General features: G+C 42.2%; 17 protein-coding genes and 14 tRNA genes. 9 read left to right on the forward strand and 22 right to left on the reverse strand.

The features are described 5' to 3' along the window. Positions 1-76: 76 nt before the first annotated feature. Positions 77-301 (forward strand): membrane protein insertion efficiency factor YidD, encoded by a 225-nt coding sequence (gene yidD, locus ACSBQP_RS18210; protein ID WP_008342933.1) that lies wholly within the window; start codon positions 77-79, stop codon positions 299-301. A 1-nt stretch (position 302) separates the two neighbouring features. Here yidD and ACSBQP_RS18215 read toward each other — a convergent pair whose 3' ends face one another. Further along, positions 303-869 carry a beta-class carbonic anhydrase gene (locus ACSBQP_RS18215; RefSeq protein ID WP_345911063.1) on the reverse strand — a complete coding sequence of 189 codons (567 nt, stop codon included), beginning with the start codon at positions 867-869 and terminating at the stop codon, positions 303-305. A 213-nt stretch (positions 870-1,082) separates the two neighbouring features. Here ACSBQP_RS18215 and ACSBQP_RS18220 point away from each other — a divergent pair, with 213 nt between their 5' ends. Continuing rightward, on the forward strand, positions 1,083-2,075 hold the full coding sequence (locus ACSBQP_RS18220; protein WP_024719324.1) for a metal ABC transporter solute-binding protein, Zn/Mn family: 993 nt from the start codon (positions 1,083-1,085) through the stop codon (positions 2,073-2,075). Positions 2,076-2,152: 77 nt separating this feature from the next. On the opposite strand, the gene ACSBQP_RS18225 is transcribed toward ACSBQP_RS18220, so the two are convergent. Further along, positions 2,153-2,395, reverse strand: a complete 243-nt coding sequence (locus ACSBQP_RS18225) for a type B 50S ribosomal protein L31 (RefSeq protein WP_017358374.1) — start codon at positions 2,393-2,395, stop codon at positions 2,153-2,155. 175 nt (positions 2,396-2,570) lie between these two features. Here ACSBQP_RS18225 and ACSBQP_RS18230 point away from each other — a divergent pair, with 175 nt between their 5' ends. The 4 genes from ACSBQP_RS18230 (at position 2,571) to ACSBQP_RS18245 (ending at position 5,415) form a co-directional block, all read left to right on the forward strand. Further along, positions 2,571-3,902 (forward strand): cytochrome ubiquinol oxidase subunit I, encoded by a 1,332-nt coding sequence (locus ACSBQP_RS18230; protein WP_046344298.1) that lies wholly within the window; start codon positions 2,571-2,573, stop codon positions 3,900-3,902. 22 nt (positions 3,903-3,924) lie between these two features. Beyond that, on the forward strand, positions 3,925-4,971 hold the full coding sequence (locus ACSBQP_RS18235) for a cytochrome d ubiquinol oxidase subunit II (RefSeq protein WP_169476099.1): 1,047 nt from the start codon (positions 3,925-3,927) through the stop codon (positions 4,969-4,971). Positions 4,972-5,039: 68 nt separating this feature from the next. Further along, the gene (locus ACSBQP_RS18240; RefSeq protein ID WP_008342921.1) at positions 5,040-5,198 is read left to right on the forward strand and encodes a DUF1540 domain-containing protein; all 159 of its coding nucleotides are present in this window, start codon (positions 5,040-5,042) and stop codon (positions 5,196-5,198) included. Between the two features lie 25 nt (positions 5,199-5,223). Continuing rightward, positions 5,224-5,415, forward strand: a complete 192-nt coding sequence (locus tag ACSBQP_RS18245) for a hypothetical protein (RefSeq protein WP_008342920.1) — start codon at positions 5,224-5,226, stop codon at positions 5,413-5,415. A 105-nt stretch (positions 5,416-5,520) separates the two neighbouring features. On the opposite strand, the gene menC is transcribed toward ACSBQP_RS18245, so the two are convergent. From menC to ACSBQP_RS18275, 6 genes are all read right to left on the reverse strand, one after another. Next, positions 5,521-6,645 (reverse strand): o-succinylbenzoate synthase, encoded by a 1,125-nt coding sequence (gene menC / locus ACSBQP_RS18250; RefSeq protein ID WP_008342917.1) that lies wholly within the window; start codon positions 6,643-6,645, stop codon positions 5,521-5,523. Beyond that, a complete protein-coding gene (locus tag ACSBQP_RS18255) occupies positions 6,632-8,092 on the reverse strand; it encodes an o-succinylbenzoate--CoA ligase (RefSeq protein WP_435028691.1) in 1,461 nt (486 codons plus the stop codon). Before ACSBQP_RS18255 ends, menC begins: the two co-directional genes overlap by 14 nt. Positions 8,093-8,162: 70 nt before the next feature. After that, positions 8,163-8,981, reverse strand: a complete 819-nt coding sequence (menB, locus tag ACSBQP_RS18260) for a 1,4-dihydroxy-2-naphthoyl-CoA synthase (RefSeq protein ID WP_008342913.1) — start codon at positions 8,979-8,981, stop codon at positions 8,163-8,165. Positions 8,982-8,995: 14 nt separating this feature from the next. Then, positions 8,996-9,826: a 2-succinyl-6-hydroxy-2,4-cyclohexadiene-1-carboxylate synthase gene (menH, locus tag ACSBQP_RS18265; RefSeq protein ID WP_035391031.1), complete on the reverse strand. Its 831-nt coding sequence runs from the start codon at positions 9,824-9,826 to the stop codon at positions 8,996-8,998. Then, on the reverse strand, positions 9,811-11,553 hold the full coding sequence (gene menD / locus ACSBQP_RS18270) for a 2-succinyl-5-enolpyruvyl-6-hydroxy-3-cyclohexene-1-carboxylic-acid synthase (RefSeq protein ID WP_146270792.1): 1,743 nt from the start codon (positions 11,551-11,553) through the stop codon (positions 9,811-9,813). Before menD ends, menH begins: the two co-directional genes overlap by 16 nt. Continuing rightward, the gene (locus tag ACSBQP_RS18275; protein WP_017358381.1) at positions 11,546-12,964 is read right to left on the reverse strand and encodes an isochorismate synthase; all 1,419 of its coding nucleotides are present in this window, start codon (positions 12,962-12,964) and stop codon (positions 11,546-11,548) included. Before ACSBQP_RS18275 ends, menD begins: the two co-directional genes overlap by 8 nt. Positions 12,965-13,347: 383 nt before the next feature. Between ACSBQP_RS18275 and ACSBQP_RS18280 the strand changes: the two genes are divergently transcribed. From ACSBQP_RS18280 to ACSBQP_RS18290, 3 genes are all read left to right on the forward strand, one after another. After that, positions 13,348-14,286 carry a 1,4-dihydroxy-2-naphthoate polyprenyltransferase gene (locus ACSBQP_RS18280; RefSeq protein ID WP_125590933.1) on the forward strand — a complete coding sequence of 313 codons (939 nt, stop codon included), beginning with the start codon at positions 13,348-13,350 and terminating at the stop codon, positions 14,284-14,286. Between the two features lie 117 nt (positions 14,287-14,403). Further along, entirely contained in the window at positions 14,404-15,138 is a 735-nt protein-coding gene (locus tag ACSBQP_RS18285; protein WP_435028693.1) for a TraR/DksA C4-type zinc finger protein, read from the forward strand. Between the two features lie 87 nt (positions 15,139-15,225). Then, a complete protein-coding gene (locus tag ACSBQP_RS18290) occupies positions 15,226-15,702 on the forward strand; it encodes a TspO/MBR family protein (RefSeq protein ID WP_148780156.1) in 477 nt (158 codons plus the stop codon). Positions 15,703-15,778: 76 nt separating this feature from the next. On the opposite strand, the gene ACSBQP_RS18295 is transcribed toward ACSBQP_RS18290, so the two are convergent. The 14 genes from ACSBQP_RS18295 to ACSBQP_RS18360 all read right to left on the reverse strand — a co-directional run bounded on the left by ACSBQP_RS18295 (position 15,779) and on the right by ACSBQP_RS18360 (position 17,028). Then, a tRNA-Glu gene (locus ACSBQP_RS18295) sits at positions 15,779-15,850 on the reverse strand. A 7-nt stretch (positions 15,851-15,857) separates the two neighbouring features. Beyond that, positions 15,858-15,948, reverse strand: a tRNA-Ser gene (locus ACSBQP_RS18300). 3 nt (positions 15,949-15,951) lie between these two features. Then, positions 15,952-16,026: transfer RNA gene (locus ACSBQP_RS18305), tRNA-Asn, on the reverse strand. 6 nt (positions 16,027-16,032) lie between these two features. Further along, a tRNA-Ile gene (locus ACSBQP_RS18310) sits at positions 16,033-16,109 on the reverse strand. A 16-nt stretch (positions 16,110-16,125) separates the two neighbouring features. Beyond that, positions 16,126-16,199: transfer RNA gene (locus ACSBQP_RS18315), tRNA-Gly, on the reverse strand. 11 nt (positions 16,200-16,210) lie between these two features. Continuing rightward, positions 16,211-16,286 (reverse strand) — tRNA-His (locus ACSBQP_RS18320). 24 nt (positions 16,287-16,310) lie between these two features. Continuing rightward, a tRNA-Phe gene (locus ACSBQP_RS18325) sits at positions 16,311-16,383 on the reverse strand. A gap of 16 nt (positions 16,384-16,399) precedes the next feature. Continuing rightward, positions 16,400-16,476, reverse strand: a tRNA-Asp gene (locus ACSBQP_RS18330). Between the two features lie 15 nt (positions 16,477-16,491). After that, positions 16,492-16,568: transfer RNA gene (locus ACSBQP_RS18335), tRNA-Met, on the reverse strand. A gap of 22 nt (positions 16,569-16,590) precedes the next feature. Beyond that, positions 16,591-16,683, reverse strand: a tRNA-Ser gene (locus ACSBQP_RS18340). A 7-nt stretch (positions 16,684-16,690) separates the two neighbouring features. Continuing rightward, positions 16,691-16,767, reverse strand: a tRNA-Ile gene (locus ACSBQP_RS18345). A gap of 4 nt (positions 16,768-16,771) precedes the next feature. Beyond that, a tRNA-Met gene (locus ACSBQP_RS18350) sits at positions 16,772-16,845 on the reverse strand. 26 nt (positions 16,846-16,871) lie between these two features. After that, a tRNA-Ala gene (locus ACSBQP_RS18355) sits at positions 16,872-16,944 on the reverse strand. A gap of 7 nt (positions 16,945-16,951) precedes the next feature. After that, positions 16,952-17,028: transfer RNA gene (locus ACSBQP_RS18360), tRNA-Pro, on the reverse strand. Between the last annotated feature and the right edge of the window lie 44 nt (positions 17,029-17,072).

Consider the following 17,072-nt stretch of genomic DNA (forward strand, 5'->3'; position numbering starts at 1 on the left):
CCAGTTTAGTTTATAAAACTTCCCTTCCTTGTCCTTTTTTCTTATACTGTGAAAAGACAGACAAGGAGGAACCTCTATGAAACAAATTTTTATCGGCATCATTCGCTTTTATCAAAAATGCATTTCCCCTCTAACACCGCCGAGCTGCAGGTTTTACCCCACTTGCTCAAACTACGGGCTAGAGGCGATCAAAACGCACGGCGCTTTAAAAGGCGGATGGCTCACGATTAAGCGAATTTTAAAATGTCACCCGCTGCATCCTGGAGGCATGGATCCAGTCCCACCTAAAAAGGAAAAATAACTTACTTTTCTTCATAACCGTTGACAACTAAGTCAAGCTTACCTGTTCCAGGATCAATGACAAGACCATGTACAGGTACATTAGATGGAAGAAGCGGATGATTTTTAACGACAGATACACTGTCTTTCACACTTTCTTCAACTGAGCTAAAGCTTTTGAGCCACTGTTTAAAATCGATTCCTGAGTATTCCAGTACTTCAATTCGTTTTTCGGGAATACCGCGCTCAACGGCTTTATTTAAGAGGGTTTGGCTGTCTATTTTACTCATACCACAATCGTGATGCCCAATGACGTACACCTCGTCAGCATTCAATTCATAAACAGCCACTAAAATGCTTCGCATAATACTTCCAAATGGGTGAGAAACAAGAGCGCCAGCACTTTTGACAATTTTAATATCGCCATTTTTCATGTTCATGGCGCGCGGAAGCAGTTCAACAAGTCTTGTATCCATACATGATAGAATGACAGCTTTTTTCTGTGGAAACTTCGTTGTTGTAAACTCTTCATATCGCTTCTCTTCAATAAATTGTTGGTTATATTCGATGATTTCGTCTAAAAGTTTCATAAGTTTGTCCATTCCTTTTTCTTTTTTTAAAAATAAATATAGCACAATGTTTTAAATTTCGTCACGTTTTGACGTCTATTTTTTTAGAGGAAACATCTTCTGATGAAAATTTTTTATTTTCCTCTTTTCAAATCGTAATTATTACGATACAATAACTCAGGACATTAAATCGTAATCATTTCTATCTAATAGGTTGAGAGGAGACATTCTTAGATGAAAAAAATCTTTTTTATTTTAACAGCTGCTTTATTAGCGGTCGGTCTTGCCGCTTGCTCAAGCAGTGCGGGGACAAATGCTTCAAAAGGAAAAGCAGACGGGAAATTAACCATTTACACGACGATCTTCCCTATTCAAGATTTCACTGAAAAAATTGGCGGCTCTCACGTGAACGCTCAAAGTGTCTATCCTGCCAATGCAGATGCACACAGCTTTGAACCAAGTTCAAAAACGATGGTTGAAATGGCTGAAGGAGATGCCTTTATTTACAGCGGAACAGGTGCTGAAGCATTTGCTGATAAAACGGCTTCTACGTTAAAAGACCAAGGCGTGAAAACAGTGAAAGCAGCCGAAGGCATCAAGCTATTATCAACACAAGAAGAACATGCTCATGAAGAAGGTGAGGACCATGATCACGATCATGAAGGTGAAGATCATGACCATGATGGACACGACCACGGGGATAAAGATCCCCATGCATGGCTAGACCCTGTTTATGCACAGCAAATGGCAAAAAACATTAAAGACACACTCGTTTCACTAGATCCAGATCATAAAGACGAATACACAAAAAACTATGAATCACTAAAAAAAGAATTACAATCGTTAGATCAGGAATTCAAAACAACGTTATCTAAAGCAGAACATAAAGAAATTCTTGTTTCTCACGCTGCATACGGCTACTGGGAAAAACGCTATGGCATTGAGCAAATCAGTGTACTAGGACTCTCTGCTTCTGAAGAGCCTTCCCAAAAACAGCTTGAAAATATCGTACAACAGGCAGAAAAGCATCACATCAAGTATGTCATTTTTGAAAATAACGTCAGCAGTAAAGTATCAGATACGATTCGCAGTGAAATTGGGGCAAAAAGCCTTACACTGAAAAATCTAGAATCCATTACAGAAGATGATGCTAAAAATGGCGAAAGCTATGTCAGCTTAATGAAACAAAATTTAAACACATTAAAAACAGCTTTAAATGTTGAATGAATTCATGAACCCCGTGCGATCAGCCGGGGTTTTTTACTGCACAAAAAAACACACCATGATCAGGTGTGTTTCTTTGTCTACATTTGGTATTTTTTCTTAAACTGCTCCGCTCTGCCGCCTTTTTCTCCGAATTTCTGGCGTCCTGTATAAAATGGATGCGTATCAGAGCTTGTCTCTACTTTAATGACAGGATAAGTCTTCCCATCTTCCCACTCTACGGTCTCATGTGATGTCTTTGTTGATCTACTTAAGAAGCGGTAACCGCTGTTTACGTCCATAAATACAACTTCATGTGAGGTTGGATGAATATCTCTTTTCAATGTCAAAACTCCCTTCATCATCAAAACGTAACGATTACGTTTTATAATTATATTCTACTCCCTCTTTTACAACTTGTCAAAAAACAAGCTTTCTTAGTCAGGAAGAATAATCTAAAAATGGTGGAGAATAATAAACACCATCAAAAGAGATGCGATAAGAAAGGCGGAGAAAAAATTGACTGATCTCGTTTTAGCTAGAAGTCTGTTCGGCACAACAATGGGCTTCCATATTATTTATGCCTCGCTTGGCGTAGGCATCCCGCTAATGATTTTGTTAGCTGAACTCATCTTTCAAAAAACGAAGGACCCGCATTATGCCATCATGGCCAAACGATGGACAAAAGCGCAGGCTGTTCTGTTAGGTGTTGCCATTCCAACCGGTACCATTGCTGGTACGCAGCTTGCCCTTCTATGGCCTGGTTTTATGGAGGTCATCGGAAAAGTCATGTCACTGCCATTTCAAATAGAAATTTATGCTTTCTTTATTGAAGCATTATTTATGTCTATTTATGTGTACGCAGCAGATCGTTTATCACCAGCCATGCGCATCATTACCGTTATTTTCGTTGTCATTGGTGCAGCAGCTTCAGCGATTCTCATTACAAACGTACATGCTTTTGAAGGAACACCCGCTGGCTTTCAAATGGTCAATGGAGAAATAACGAATATCGAACCTTGGAAGGCATTTTTCAATCCAAGTTTTGTTGTCACTGCTACACATGTAGTACTGTCTGCTTTTACAACAGGCGCTTTTGTCATTGCTTCTGTCGCTGCATTTAAAATGTTGAAAACTAGAAAAAACGAAAAGCTCTATACCTTTCATCGAAAAGCCCTTTTTCTTGGACTGATTGTTGGTGGACTTTTCTCTTTTCTCACAGCCTTAAACGGTCACGAATCAGCTCAGCTTCTATATGAATATCAGCCTGAAAAATTAGCGGGTGCTGAAGGTTTATTTGAAACGCAATCACATGCGCCTCTGGCCATTGGCGGTTTTACTGATGCCAATACGCAAGAAATCAAAGGAGCTATCGAAATCCCTTGGGCACTTAGTTTTCTTGCAGGAAATAGCTTTGATACTGTGGTTAAAGGGTTAAATGATTTTCCTAGGGACGAGTGGCCGCCTTTATTTATTCACACATTATTTAACGGAATGGTCATTATCGGCTCATTGCTCATTTTCTTTGCTGTGTTAGCACTGTTTTACCGCAAAATTTTAAAACGCGACCATTATCCAAAATGGCTGCTTGTCCTTTATTTATTTGGCGGGCCTCTTAGTCTTTTGGCGATTGAATTTGGCTGGATCTTTGCCTGTACAGGCCGTCAGCCATGGGTGATTTATCGAATGCTCAAAACCTCTGAAGTCGTCACATCATCAGGATCTATCGGTACACTTTTCATCCTTTTTGCCATTGTCTATCTCATTTTAGGCATCGCAACTGTGATTGTACTGACGTACTACTTTAAAAAACATTCAATTGAAGAAGACTTACGTTTAACAGAATCTTAAAAAGGGAGCGATCTTGATGCAAATGGATGTAACAACTGATGCACTCATTGCAATCACCATCTTATGGGGATTCGTGTTTATCTATGCAGTGATGGCATCAATGGATTTCGGTGCAGGATTTTGGTCAATGATTTACATGAACAAAGAGCAGACAAAGGCCGCAAATATCGCAAATAAGTATCTTTCTCCAACTTGGGAAGTAACAAACGTGTTCATTGTAGCCATCGTCGTTGCCTTGTTTAGCCTGTTTCCAGGTGCAACATTTGTGCTAGGCACTGTTCTATTAATACCCGGCAGCATTATTTTGTTGCTTCTTGCACTGCGAAGCGGATTTCTCGTCTTCTCTCATTCACTGCCTAAAAAATATAGAAAAGCCGTGACATATATTTCAGGAATTAGCGGCTTTATTATTCCGTCCATCCTCATCATGGTTCTCCCCATTACACATGGTGGATTCATCTTTCAGGAGAATAATGTCTACTCATTAGATTTAGGATTGGTCTTTACAAGCGCAAATGTCTATTCTTTCGTAGGTTTTGCGATTTTCAGTACCCTTTTCCTCTCATCTTTGCTTTTAGCTGATTTTTCTAATGTTGCAAACGAAGATGAGGCTTATAACATTTATAGAAGAGGAGCACTGATTACAGGTCCGCTTTCTCTCATGATGGCTTTCTTTATCATGCTCACACTGAGAAGTGAGGCCAATTGGCTGTTCACTAAAATGATGCAGAACATCCCGATCCTGCTTGTTTCTCTACTCATGTTTTTGCTTGCAGGTTTGGCTCTATTTTTACCAAACAGCCGCTTTAAACATCGGAAAGGGAGACCACGTTTAGCGGTTATCGCCATTACAATTCAATATTTCTTAGCAAGCTATGTGTATGGACATGCGCATTTGCCCTATATGGCTTATCCTGATATTACCATTATGTCTGGATTTACAGATCCCGTCACATTTAGGGCATTATTTATTACGTATATTGTAGGGTTTATCATCCTATTCCCTGGGTTCTACTTCTTCTGGAAATTGTTTATGAAAGATAAGCGTTATATTCGTCAGGAAGATTAACATGAATGAACGACCCGTGCTTCGGTTACATTATAGATGAAAGACATACTCAAAAGGAGGTCATCTGTATGAGTCAAAAAATCCTTTGTGAAGTAAACAACTGTTCCTACTGGAATACTGGAAATCGTTGTGGTGCAGATGCAATTTATGTCGTCAGCCATACAGGAAATACGGCTGAGAAAAGTGAAGAAACTGACTGTAAAACGTTTAAACCTCAAGACCTTTAAGTCTCATTAAAGGAGGCGCTTCGCTTTGAAAAACGATCGGCTTGCTCAAACGTTTCTTGAAGAAATTCAGGACGCGGACGAGGCTGCATTTTATCAAGCAGCTCACTCCTTTTTAAATCTTTGGGATTATGAATACGGACATGTTTCCGACATGCCCAATGACATGTATCAGTATATTGGACAGCTTGCTTACGACAGCGGGCTTGTAGAAGAGTAAGAAAGAGCGGATGACCGCTCTTTCTTTTTGTTCAGACAGGAAGGAAAAACTTTCCTCAACTATACAGTGGTTCTATGGATGGTGCAAATGGCGATTCATTTGTTTTCATTTCACAAAATCATGTTTTGTAAACACATCAATTTTATCTGAGAAAGAACGAAGCGCTTGATAATCAACTTCTACGCCCATACCTGGAGAACGAGGCACCTCAATAAACCCATTTTCAACTTTGATTTCAGGAAAAATGATATCCTGCTCCCAATATTTCGACGATGCTGAAATATCCCCAGGAATCGTAAATTGCGGAAGTGATGCAAGTGCCACGTTTTGCGCGCGAGAAATGCCTGTTTCAATCATTCCCCCGCACCATAACGGAATCTGCTGCTCCTTGCAGAACGCATGAATCTTAAGAGCTTCAGTCAGCCCTCCAACTCGTGAAGGCTTCACATTAATAATCTGACAGCTTCCAAGTTCTACAGCTTTTCTCGCATCATCTAAAGAACAAATACTTTCATCCAAACAGATTGGTGTTTTTAAATGCTTTTGCAAATGCCGATGATCGACAATGTCATCTGCAGCTAAAGGCTGTTCAATCATTAATAAACGAATATCGTCGAGCTGCTTCAGTTTGCTAATATCCTTTAATTCATACGCAGAGTTTGCATCCGCCATTAACGGAAGGTGAGGGAAAGACTCTCTTATCTTTTGTAGAAGTCCAATATCTTGTCCAGGCTTAATCTTCACTTTCACACGCTGATAGCCTTGATCAACAAACTGCTCTATTTGCTGAATCATATCATCTATTGGTCCTAACCCCGCAACGACACCAGATGGAATTCTATCTCTAGTACCGCCTAAGACGTCACGTAAGGACTTATTTTCTCGCTTCGCATAAATATCCCACACAGCTGCCTCAATTCCCGCTTTGGCCATTCTATTGCCTTTAAAATGGTACAAGCTGTCTGGTATGTCCGAAGGATGTGTAAAAGATCGGGTCAGCACGTTCGGGATAAAGAAAGCCCTCAGCATGTGATAGCAGGTCTCGATGGTTTCTTCTGTATACCACGGAGAAGAGAAGGCAGATACCTCTCCCCATCCAGTTAATCCTGTTTGATCTTTGACCTCGACAATAATAAACTCACGCTCTGAAATGGTCCCAAGGCTTGTTGTAAATGGCTGTTTGAGTTTCATCGTGACATGATATAAGATCACACGTTCAATTTGAATCATCTAAAAACCCCTTTGATTTGAGTCTGTGCCTCTGCAATTTATTCGACGCATTCCTTGGCAGCTCATCCACAAAGTGAAAAGCGGCGGGCCATTTATACTTGGCTAATTGCGACTGACACAAAGCATAGAGCTCATTCTCCGGAATCTGCTCATCTGTCACAAGGAAGGCAGCAGGTACCTCTCCCCATTTTTTATCATACATACCCGTCACTCCGGCTTCCTTTACATTTGGATGTGTTAAAAGAACTGCTTCAATTTCTGCTGGATAAATATTTTCTCCGCCAGAAATAATTAAGTCTGACCGCCGATCAAGCACAAATAAGAATCCGTCCTCATCTACATAGCCAATATCACCCGTTTTCAGCCAGCCCTGCTCAAATGCAGCAGCTGTTGCCTCTTGACGATAAAGGTAGCCTTTCATGACATTTGCACCTTTTACCATGATTTCACCATGCTCAAAAGGACGACACGGACGGTCCTCATATTGAATCTTTAATTCACATCCAAAAAGGGGCTTTCCCGCTGATCCAAGCTTTTCCACACTAAATTCGGGTGCAAGTGTCACAATTTGCGAGCAGGTCTCCGTCATACCGTACGATTGAAACACAGGAAATCCTTTCTCCTTACTCTCTTGAAGCATCGCATAAGGCGCAGGGCCTCCGCCTAACAGCAGGCAGCGCAAAGAAGACGGACATTCTTCAAGTCCACTTAATAAACGGGACAGCATGGTTTGAACAACTGACAACATCGTCACTCGATGCCGTTCAATAGCATTCTTGACTTCATCGACATCAAACTTTTGATGAAGCACGACAGTCATACCGTATATGACAGATTTAAATATAGCGGATAAACCGCTTATATGAAAAAGAGGCAAGGCAATGAGCCAGCGGTCGTCCTCCCTGATCCCTAAATTCAATGCCGAGGAAACAGCACTATGAAAATGATTGCCAAACGTTTGCTCCACCCCTTTAGGGCGTCCTGTCGTTCCAGATGTATACATAATCGTCGCCGTCTCATTTAAATCAATATCATGTACGACCTTCTTTTCCATATCATGATCTGCATCAGGTAAAGTCTCTATTGTATAAACAGGTAAATCACCTTGATGCTCATTTGCATATGCAGGCTCTGTTAATAAAGCCATGACTTTCGCATCTTCCAACTGAAATCGTCTCTCTGCTTTTGTTAACTTATTGTTCAATAACACAATCTTGAAGCCTAATAAAAAACAAGCGTGAACAAGCATGACCATGTGAGGATGGTTGTTCATTAAAATCGCAACCGTATCCCCTTTTTTAAAAGATGCACGTGTCAGTCGATTCGCAAGTTGGTCTACATCATTCGCTAAATCACGAAATGTCCACTCTTTGTCTTGATAAATGAGTGCGACCCGGTCTGGCGTTAAATCCGCACGGTGCAGCAGCCAATTCGGTTGCTTCATCATGACACCTCCTTTTCATAAAAGAAAACAGCTCAGTCTGATGCACTAAGCTGTTTTCATCCATATCATTGAATCAAGGGAAACGAGGGAACTGACCGAAGTCTGGCTTCCGTTTTTCCTTAAAGGAATCGCGTCCTTCTTTTGCTTCATCTGTTGTGTAATAAAGAAGGGTCGCATCTCCTGCAAATTGCTGAATACCAGCTAATCCATCTGTGTCCGCATTAAATGCAGCTTTCAAGAATCGTAAAGCAGTCGGGCTCTTTTCTAGCATGTCCTCACACCACTTCACTGTTTCTTCTTCCAGCTGCTCTAATGGTACAACTGTGTTGACAAGTCCCATATCAAGCGCTTCTTGTGCATTGTATTGACGGCATAAGTACCAGATCTCTCTTGCTTTCTTATGACCCACAATACGTGCAAGATAGCCAGATCCATAACCAGCATCAAAGCTGCCCACTTTTGGTCCTGTTTGTCCAAAAATCGCATTGTCTGCTGCAATCGTGAGGTCACACACGACATGAAGCACATGCCCGCCGCCAATCGCATAGCCCGCAACCATCGCAATAACTGGTTTTGGAATGACACGAATTAAACGCTGTAAGTCTAGGACGTTTAGACGTGGAATTTGATCGTCTCCTACATAGCCGCCATGCCCGCGTACTTTTTGGTCTCCACCTGAACAGAATGCTTTTCCTCCAGCACCTGCAAGGACAATGACACCAACATCTGAATTGTCGCGAGCACGTGAGAATGCATCAATTAATTCACTTACAGTCTTTGGTGTAAATGCATTATGTACATGCGGACGGTTAATGGTGATTTTTGCAATCCCATTATATGTTTCATATAAAATTTCGTCATACTGACGCTCAGTTTGCCATTCAATAGCCATCAATATTTCCTCCTCTAATCTTGCGATAAAATAAACTCACTTACTATTTTACCAAAAAAATGTGGTTGTTCCACATGAACTGTATGCCCGGCATGCTCTACTACTGTGAATTGACTGTATTCAAGCTCCTGCTGCATACGTTTGGCGATGTCACAGAACTTTTTATCAAGTGTTCCGCAAATGAGTAAAACAGGCTGTTTTATCTGCTTTAATGCTTCCCACATAGACGGCTGTGAGCCCGTTCCTATACCTTCTAAGCTGCGAGCCAGCCCGTTAGGATCGGCTTTTAGCCTTCCCTCTCTCAGTTGCGTTAGCCTGTCCGCTGGCAAGGATTTCTGCGAAGCAAACAGCGGAATGTTCTCCCAAAAATCCACAAATTGCGCTAATCCTTCATGTCTGATCTTTTGAGCTAGCTGATGATCATGATTCAGCCTCTCCATCCGCTCTTTAAAAGAGTTCAGCCCTGGAGATGTACTCTCAAGAATCAACTTGTTTACTCGTTCTGGATAACGGGAGGCAAAGGATAAAGCAATACGCCCTCCCATAGAATATCCGAGAATGTTCACTTTGTGAAGCTTTAATTGATCTAAAATCTCAGCAAGATCTGCCAGCTGCTGGGACATTGCATATCTTCTTATACTCTTTGGTGAGTCTGTGCGGCCATGTCCAAGCAAGCTGACCTGAATCAATCTCGTATGTTTTTCTGTATAAGTATTCAAAAAAGCCCAAGAAGCTGTACTCCCTGTAAAGCCATGTAAACATAACGTGGCATTTTCAGCAGATGGGTTATGGTCTATCACCTCATACGCCACACCATCGTGCATTCGTATTATGAGTGAAGGCATTCTTTTTTCACTTCCCTCAATATCTCGTCCATCATTTGGCGATGTTTGCCCACGCGAGAATGCCGGTCAGTTTCAATCTCAATTAAATGAAGCCCTGGTTCTTGGATATGCGCCAAGTACACATCTTTTAACTCTTCTTTCGTTGTCGGCTTCGAATAGGTTCCCCCATATAGCTTTGATGCATACTCAAAATTCAACCCAGTCGGCGTACCAAAGAGCTTTTCATAATACGGTTCATCGGATGCCTGCGGAAGGAAAGAAAAGATTCCTCCTCCATCATTGTTTAACAACACAACCGTGAGCGGAATGTCCATTAGCTTAGCTGCAAGAAGACCGTTCATATCATGGTAAAAAGACAAATCGCCGATGACTAAAGTGATGGGTTGTTTCAAGGCTGCATATGTTCCAAGAGCTGTGGACACAACACCATCAATGCCATTTGCTCCGCGATTCGCCATCATCCGAAACGGTTTTGACTGCGTTTCAAAAAAGGTATCGACATCTCGAATAGGCATACTATTTCCGATAAAGAGCACACTCTCTTTTGGCAAAAGGTGCTGTAGCTGACGATACACATTTCCCTCAAATGTCAGGTCCTCATCATTGTATTGATTTGCATGCATTCTAAAAGAAGAATTGACACTCTGCCAGCGTCGTAAATAAGATGTATCCTGACGCTTTTCCGCTCTCATCAAGACTTCTTCTACAAAAGAGGCTGCATGACTTTCAATCATGTATGATGCGCTTAAACCAGGATCTCGATAACCACCCGCAGCATCGACGACAATCTGCTTCACTTCCGCATGCTTTTCCAGCCACTTAAATAAAGGCTTAGACACAGGCATCGGTCCAAAACGAATGACCATTTCAGGCAAGAGATGCTGCTGCAATGCCTCATCTTTTAACAAAGAATCGTATGCATCTATAATGTATTCTTCACTTTCATGTCCATTTCGCAAAAGAGAAAGCGGGTCAGCTAAAATTGGCAGATGCAAAGCTTTTGCAAGACGTAACACTGACGCCTGCTCTTCCGCCGAGTAAAGTTCACCAGCAACAATGATTCCTTTTGCCGCTTTGTTCATGATAGACACTAATTCTGACATAACCCGATCATCCGGACGAGCTTGACCTGTTGCTAAAACTTTGTTCGCAGCTACTTCTTCTCTATCAAAAGGATCAATAGACAAATCAGGTAGCAATGGTTCTCTCAGCGGCACATTCACCTGAACTGGTCCCTTTGGCTCCTGCATTGACACGTGACTTGCCCTAGCAGCAGCAGTTTGGACATACCGCAGCATCGTTTGGCTTTCTTCTGGCAAGGCTAAGTCTGTGAACCATTTAACAAACTTACCGAATAAGAATTGCTGATCAATCGCTTGAGGTGCCCCAACCTCCCTCAATTCGTGCGGCCGATCAGCAGTTAAAACAATCAGTGGTACCCGGGAATAATGTGCCTCGACAACAGCTGGGTAAAAGTTAGCTGCTGCCGTACCTGATGTACAAATGAGTAGCACTGGTGTTTGGCTCGCTTTCGCAAGACCCAGTGCATAAAAAGCAGCAGACCGTTCATCCACTAACACATGGACATTGATTTCTTGATGAGCAAGAGCGAGCATCGCAAGCGGTGTTGAACGGGAGCCAGGACAAACAACTGCCTCCTTCACACCACTTTGCACAAATTCATCCATTAATCTGCCAATATATCTTGTCATGATTTGATTATTCAATAGGACGACCTCCAAGAGCAGACAGCATTGGTCTTAATTTCACTTGCGTTTCTTCATACTCTTGTTTTGCAAGGGAATCCTCTACAATTCCACATCCAGCAAACAAACGAACTTGGTCTTCCTCAATAAGACCTGATCGAATGGCTACAGCAAATTCTCCATTGTCCTTAGAATCAATCCATCCCACTGGCGCCGCATACCAACCGCGTTTCAACGGTTCGATTTCACGAATCACCTCTACCGCTTTTTCCTTAGGATATCCTCCAAGCGCTGGTGTTGGATGAAGCTGTTCAATTAATGAAAAGAGTGAACAGCTGCTTTTGATTTCTCCCACAATGGGTGTAAATAAATGCTGAATGTTTTTCGTTTTATAAAGACTTGGTTGATTTGGCTTATGCACATGATGGCAGTTTGCTTCAAATGCCTGCTCAATCATATTCACGACAATTTGATGTTCAATCAAATTTTTCTCATCATGAAGCAGTTCCTCACCTAGTGCCTGATCTTCTACTTCATCTTGACCACGTACAATAGAACCTGCCAAACAAGATGAAAAGACTTCACCACCGCTTTTTTTCACTAAACGTTCAGGAGTCGCCCCGACAAATGCTTGTCTTCCCTGCTCTATAGCAAATACATAACTCGTTGTTTGATGTTTTAGTAATTCTGCTAATAGTGGAGCGAGTTCTATTTGATTTTTATAGTGAAGCAAGACTTCTCTTGCTAAAACAACCTTTTCATATTCGTTCACACGAATGTGTTCTGTCGCTTCATGGATTGCTTTCATCCATTCCTGGACATCTAACTCTTCCATATGAACAAGCTCAGCTTGTCCATGATTTCTGACAGGCAATGCATCAAAATTAGAAGCTTTCTGTTCTAACTCTTGAATGAGCTGATGAACATTCCCGTCCACCTCGTTCCATTCATTGATCGTTAGAAACGTGCCTTCTTTTGAAACAGTCAGCATCATCGATGGCACAAAAAAATGAGCCTCGCCAAATGCTTCCCAGTGACGCGCCTTCTCTTCATATGGATCAAATGAAAATCCTCCAAATAAAAGCGGACCAACTGCCGCTTGCTTTAACTCCTTCTCATCATGAAAATGGAACATATGCTGTTTCAGCTGCTCCCATTCTTGATGGACGATATTGAATCGTTCTTTGCCTTGCTCTGATGATTTAATCACGGCCGCTCTGCCAAGTCCAGAAAATATCATTTGGCTTTCTGGATCAGACCAAAAAAACCGCTCGCCTAAAAAATCCGCTTCGCCGCTTTGGAAAAAGGCAAGAGGATCCAGATCGTCAACTCTTCTGGAGTAGCTTATCAAAACAGCATGGTTGACGTTATTCGCTTCTTCTAATGTCGCAAGCGCTTCCTGCCGGAAAGTACTTTGCACTGTTGTCACCATGATACATTCCTCCAAAATCCATGAAATAACATATAAAAATAAAACCATCATGTAAAAAAATACATGAACATTCGAGTATGTCGAATGACCTGCTTTTCTATTATAAACCTTAACAGATGAACTTAGTAAAGAAAACAGCTTTTAAAACCTCGAATCCTTATTATATCACGCTTTCAAGATTTTTTCGCTCCCGGTTATTGAAATGAGAACATCCCTTAAAAAATGGTAAGACCTGTTCGAAGATCAAGCTTTCTCTCTAGATGGGAACGATTAGCAAACATCTTTTTCTTGTTTCATCGCATCAATATATTGACACCTTTTTGAACTTTGCTAAACTGGAATTTGGACGTGTACGTATTTTTTTATTTAAAGGAGTATATTTTATGCAGCATCAATCGATATCAGATCAGCTTTCACCAATTAAGCCTGATAAAAACTGGCGGATTTGGTGGAATTTACTACGACCGCATACATTAACAGCGGCATTTATTCCCGTTACTTTAGGAACTGTCCTAGCACTTCCGAGTGGTCAAATACATGTTGGGCTATTTTTAGCTATGCTATTTGCATCGATGTTTATCCAAATTGCAACGAACATGTTTAATGAGTACTTTGATTATGTTCGCGGATTGGACAATGAGAAATCTGTCGGTATCGGCGGAGCGATCGTTAGAAACGGTGTAAAACCAAAAACAGTTTTAGGCCTCGCTTATGCCTTATTCGCGCTTTCTTTATTACTTGGGATCTATATTTGCATGATGTCTAGCTGGTGGATTGCACTCATAGGACTAATTTGTATGGCAGCAGGCTATTTTTATACCGGTGGCCCTGTACCAATTGCTTATACACCATTTGGAGAACTTGTATCAGGTGCTTTTATGGGACTAGGCATCATTTTAATTAGTTTCTATATCCAAACAGGAACATTGACATCAAAAGCTGTGCTCATTTCAATACCCATCTCTATTTTAGTTGGTGCCATCTTACTGTCGAACAATATCCGTGATTTAGACGGTGATAAAGAGAATGGACGAAAGACACTTGCTATCCTAGCTGGACGTAAAGCGGCCGTCAACATCCTACTTTCCATGTTTGTGATCTCATATGTACTCATTTTTGTTTATATCTTTATGGATATCGTGGGTCTTTGGAGTCTTCTTGTCTTACTCAGTGTGCCAAAAGCTTATACAGCCATTAAAGAATTTAAGCAAAAAGAAAAACCAATTGAATTAATGAATGCCATGAAGTCGACAGCACAAACCAATACGTTTTTTGGTTTCCTGTTAACGATCGCATTGATCTTACAATATTATCTCGCATAACACGAAACGCCTGCAGCCGCAGGCGTTTTTTATTGAAGAATTGCTTCAAATTGGCACAAGTCTTACATAAAAATTTGCTCATACTAACAATATGTTTGATATGAAAGGGTGATCGCTTTGTTGTCTAAAAACGAATTACATCAGTTGAAGCAGCGACTTCTCGATGAAAAACAAGAAATTGAAGCCAAAAGCCATGATGATGAACAGAAAGTATCATTTCCTTATGATTCAGTGGGCGAACTGTCAGCCTATGATAACCACCCTGGCGACCAAGGGACAGAACTATTCGAACGCGGAAAAGACATTGCCTTAAACAGTTTGGAGCATGAGCATCTTTCCGATATCAATGAAGCACTCCAAGCAATGGCAGACGGCTCTTATGGTTTGTGTAAAGTGTGTAAAGCCCCTATTCCTAAAGAACGCTTAGAAGCCCTTCCCACCGCCGTCACATGCACAGAGCATTCAAAAGAGCAGACCGTTTCACAAAACCGTCCCATTGAAGAGGACTTATTAAGTCCGCCCTCAGGGCAATTTGAAAATGAAGAAAGTGCTGCATATGATGGAGAAGATGCCTACCAAGACGTAGAACGCTATGGGAACTCTGATACCCCGTCCGATATGGAATTTCCTCCATTGACATACGATGATGTGTATACACAATCAGAAGATGAAGATTATGTGGAAGACTACGAAGGGTTTGCAGCTGCTGATATTGAAGGAAAAGCAAGCAAGGTCTATCCAAATAGAGCACACGAAGCTTATGAAGAAGCATTAGATGAAGAAGGCGTCATGACAGTGTTTGGTGACTTGAAGCCTTACGAAGAAGATCCTTATACTAAAAAAAATCATTAGTCCCCACATATTGGGGGCTTGATGTTTATATCATGTAATAATTGGGAAATACGTTGAAGAGTGAATTGATTGGGAGGAGATTTCTGGATGGCTAAAAAAAGTATCATTTGGGCGGTTATCGTCTTCTTTATTACATACGCATTATTTTCTATTGCAGGGTTCCTGTTCCCTATCGACAGAGAATGGTATGACGCACTAAATAAACCTGAATGGACACCTAGTGGTGGTGTCATCGGTGCGGTCTGGGCTGTCTTATTCGCCCTCATTTCGTTATCTGCCGCCATCATTTATGCAAAGTATGGTTTTCAAAAAATCACATTACCATTTTGGATTCTGTTTCTTTTAAATTATGTATTCAATCAAGCCTTTAGCTTTTTTCAATTTACACAAAAAGATCTATTTGCAGCTACGATCGACTGCCTGCTTGTAGCACTGACAGCACTCTCACTTGTCATCGTCTCACGTAAACTAAGCAAAGTTGTCCCAATTTTATTGATTCCTTATGTTTTATGGGGATTCTTTGCGACATACTTGTCTTATACGATCTATTCCATGAATATGTAAAAAAAGACCGCTATGATGGCGGTCTTTCATTTTGCAGAAAATAAAAAAGAGATCTTTATTAGACCTCTTTAAAAAATGACCCGTACGGGATTCGAACCCGTGTTACCGCCGTGAAAGGGCGGTGTCTTAACCGCTTGACCAACGGGCCAGAAAAATGGCGGAGAAGGAGGGATTTGAACCCTCGCGCCGCTTGCGCGACCTACACCCTTAGCAGGGGCGCCTCTTCAGCCACTTGAGTACTTCTCCATTTGGCTCCGCAGGTAGGATTCGAACCTACGACCGATCGGTTAACAGCCGATAGCTCTACCACTGAGCTACTGCGGAAAGTCATGGTGGGCCTGAGTGGACTCGAACCACCGACCTCACGCTTATCAGGCGTGCGCTCTAACCAGCTGAGCTACAGGCCCATGAACGATATGCAAATGGAGCGGGTGATGGGAATCGAACCCACGACATCAGCTTGGAAGGCTGAGGTTTTACCACTAAACTACACCCGCAAAAATATGTATGGGGCGATTGATGGGAATCGAACCCACGAGTGCCAGAGCCACAATCTGGTGCGTTAACCACTTCGCCACAACCGCCATACTGATATTTATTTGTAAAAGTGGCTCGGGACGGAATCGAACCGCCGACACACGGATTTTCAGTCCGTTGCTCTACCAACTGAGCTACCGAGCCATGTATTCATTTAAAATGGCGGTCCGGACGGGACTCGAACCCGCGACCTCCTGCGTGACAGGCAGGCATTCTAACCAACTGAACTACCGGACCAATAGAGAAAAAATTTGGTTGCGGGGGCAGGATTTGAACCTGCGACCTTCGGGTTATGAGCCCGACGAGCTACCGAACTGCTCCACCCCGCGATGATATCATTTTTTAAAAATATGGCGGAGGAAGAGGGATTCGAACCCCCGCGGGCTTTGACACCCCTGTCGGTTTTCAAGACCGATCCCTTCAGCCGGACTTGGGTATTCCTCCGTATAGATGGTGGACCTTGTAGGACTCGAACCTACGACCGGACGGTTATGAGCCGTCTGCTCTAACCAACTGAGCTAAAGGTCCTTTATAGCGGCGGAGGGGATCGAACCCCCGACCTCACGGGTATGAACCGTACGCTCTAGCCAGCTGAGCTACACCGCCATGATATAAAATAATCTTTTGAAAAGTGGAGCCTAGCGGGATCGAACCGCTGACCTCCTGCGTGCAAGGCAGGCGCTCTCCCAGCTGAGCTAAGGCCCCAAAAAGATGGTCGGGAAGACAGGATTCGAACCTGCGACCCCTTGGTCCCAAACCAAGTGCTCTACCAAGCTGAGCTACTTCCCGATCTTAATGGCGCGCCCGAGAGGAGTCGAACCCCTAACCTTTTG

Origin of the sequence: Bacillus sp. G402 (genome assembly GCF_051172515.1) — a bacterium.
GTDB classification, from domain to species: domain Bacteria; phylum Bacillota; class Bacilli; order Bacillales; family Bacillaceae; genus Bacillus; species Bacillus altitudinis.

Excerpts from the sequence above, each read along its gene's own strand:
- yidD (WP_008342933.1), top strand. The coding sequence starts at position 77 with ATGAAACAAATTTTTATCGGCATCATTCGCTTTTATCAAAAATGCATT.
- ACSBQP_RS18215 (WP_345911063.1), bottom strand. The coding sequence starts at position 869 with ATGAAACTTTTAGACGAAATCATCGAATATAACCAACAATTTATTGAA.
- ACSBQP_RS18220 (WP_024719324.1), top strand. The coding sequence starts at position 1,083 with ATGAAAAAAATCTTTTTTATTTTAACAGCTGCTTTATTAGCGGTCGGT.
- ACSBQP_RS18235 (WP_169476099.1), top strand. The coding sequence starts at position 3,925 with ATGGATGTAACAACTGATGCACTCATTGCAATCACCATCTTATGGGGA.
- ACSBQP_RS18240 (WP_008342921.1), top strand. The coding sequence starts at position 5,040 with ATGAGTCAAAAAATCCTTTGTGAAGTAAACAACTGTTCCTACTGGAAT.
- menC (WP_008342917.1), bottom strand. The coding sequence starts at position 6,645 with ATGATTCAAATTGAACGTGTGATCTTATATCATGTCACGATGAAACTC.
- ACSBQP_RS18255 (WP_435028691.1), bottom strand. The coding sequence starts at position 8,092 with ATGATGAAGCAACCGAATTGGCTGCTGCACCGTGCGGATTTAACGCCA.
- menB (WP_008342913.1), bottom strand. The coding sequence starts at position 8,981 with ATGGCTATTGAATGGCAAACTGAGCGTCAGTATGACGAAATTTTATAT.
- menH (WP_035391031.1), bottom strand. The coding sequence starts at position 9,826 with ATGCCTTCACTCATAATACGAATGCACGATGGTGTGGCGTATGAGGTG.
- ACSBQP_RS18275 (WP_017358381.1), bottom strand. The coding sequence starts at position 12,964 with ATGGTGACAACAGTGCAAAGTACTTTCCGGCAGGAAGCGCTTGCGACA.
- ACSBQP_RS18280 (WP_125590933.1), top strand. The coding sequence starts at position 13,348 with ATGCAGCATCAATCGATATCAGATCAGCTTTCACCAATTAAGCCTGAT.
- ACSBQP_RS18290 (WP_148780156.1), top strand. The coding sequence starts at position 15,226 with ATGGCTAAAAAAAGTATCATTTGGGCGGTTATCGTCTTCTTTATTACA.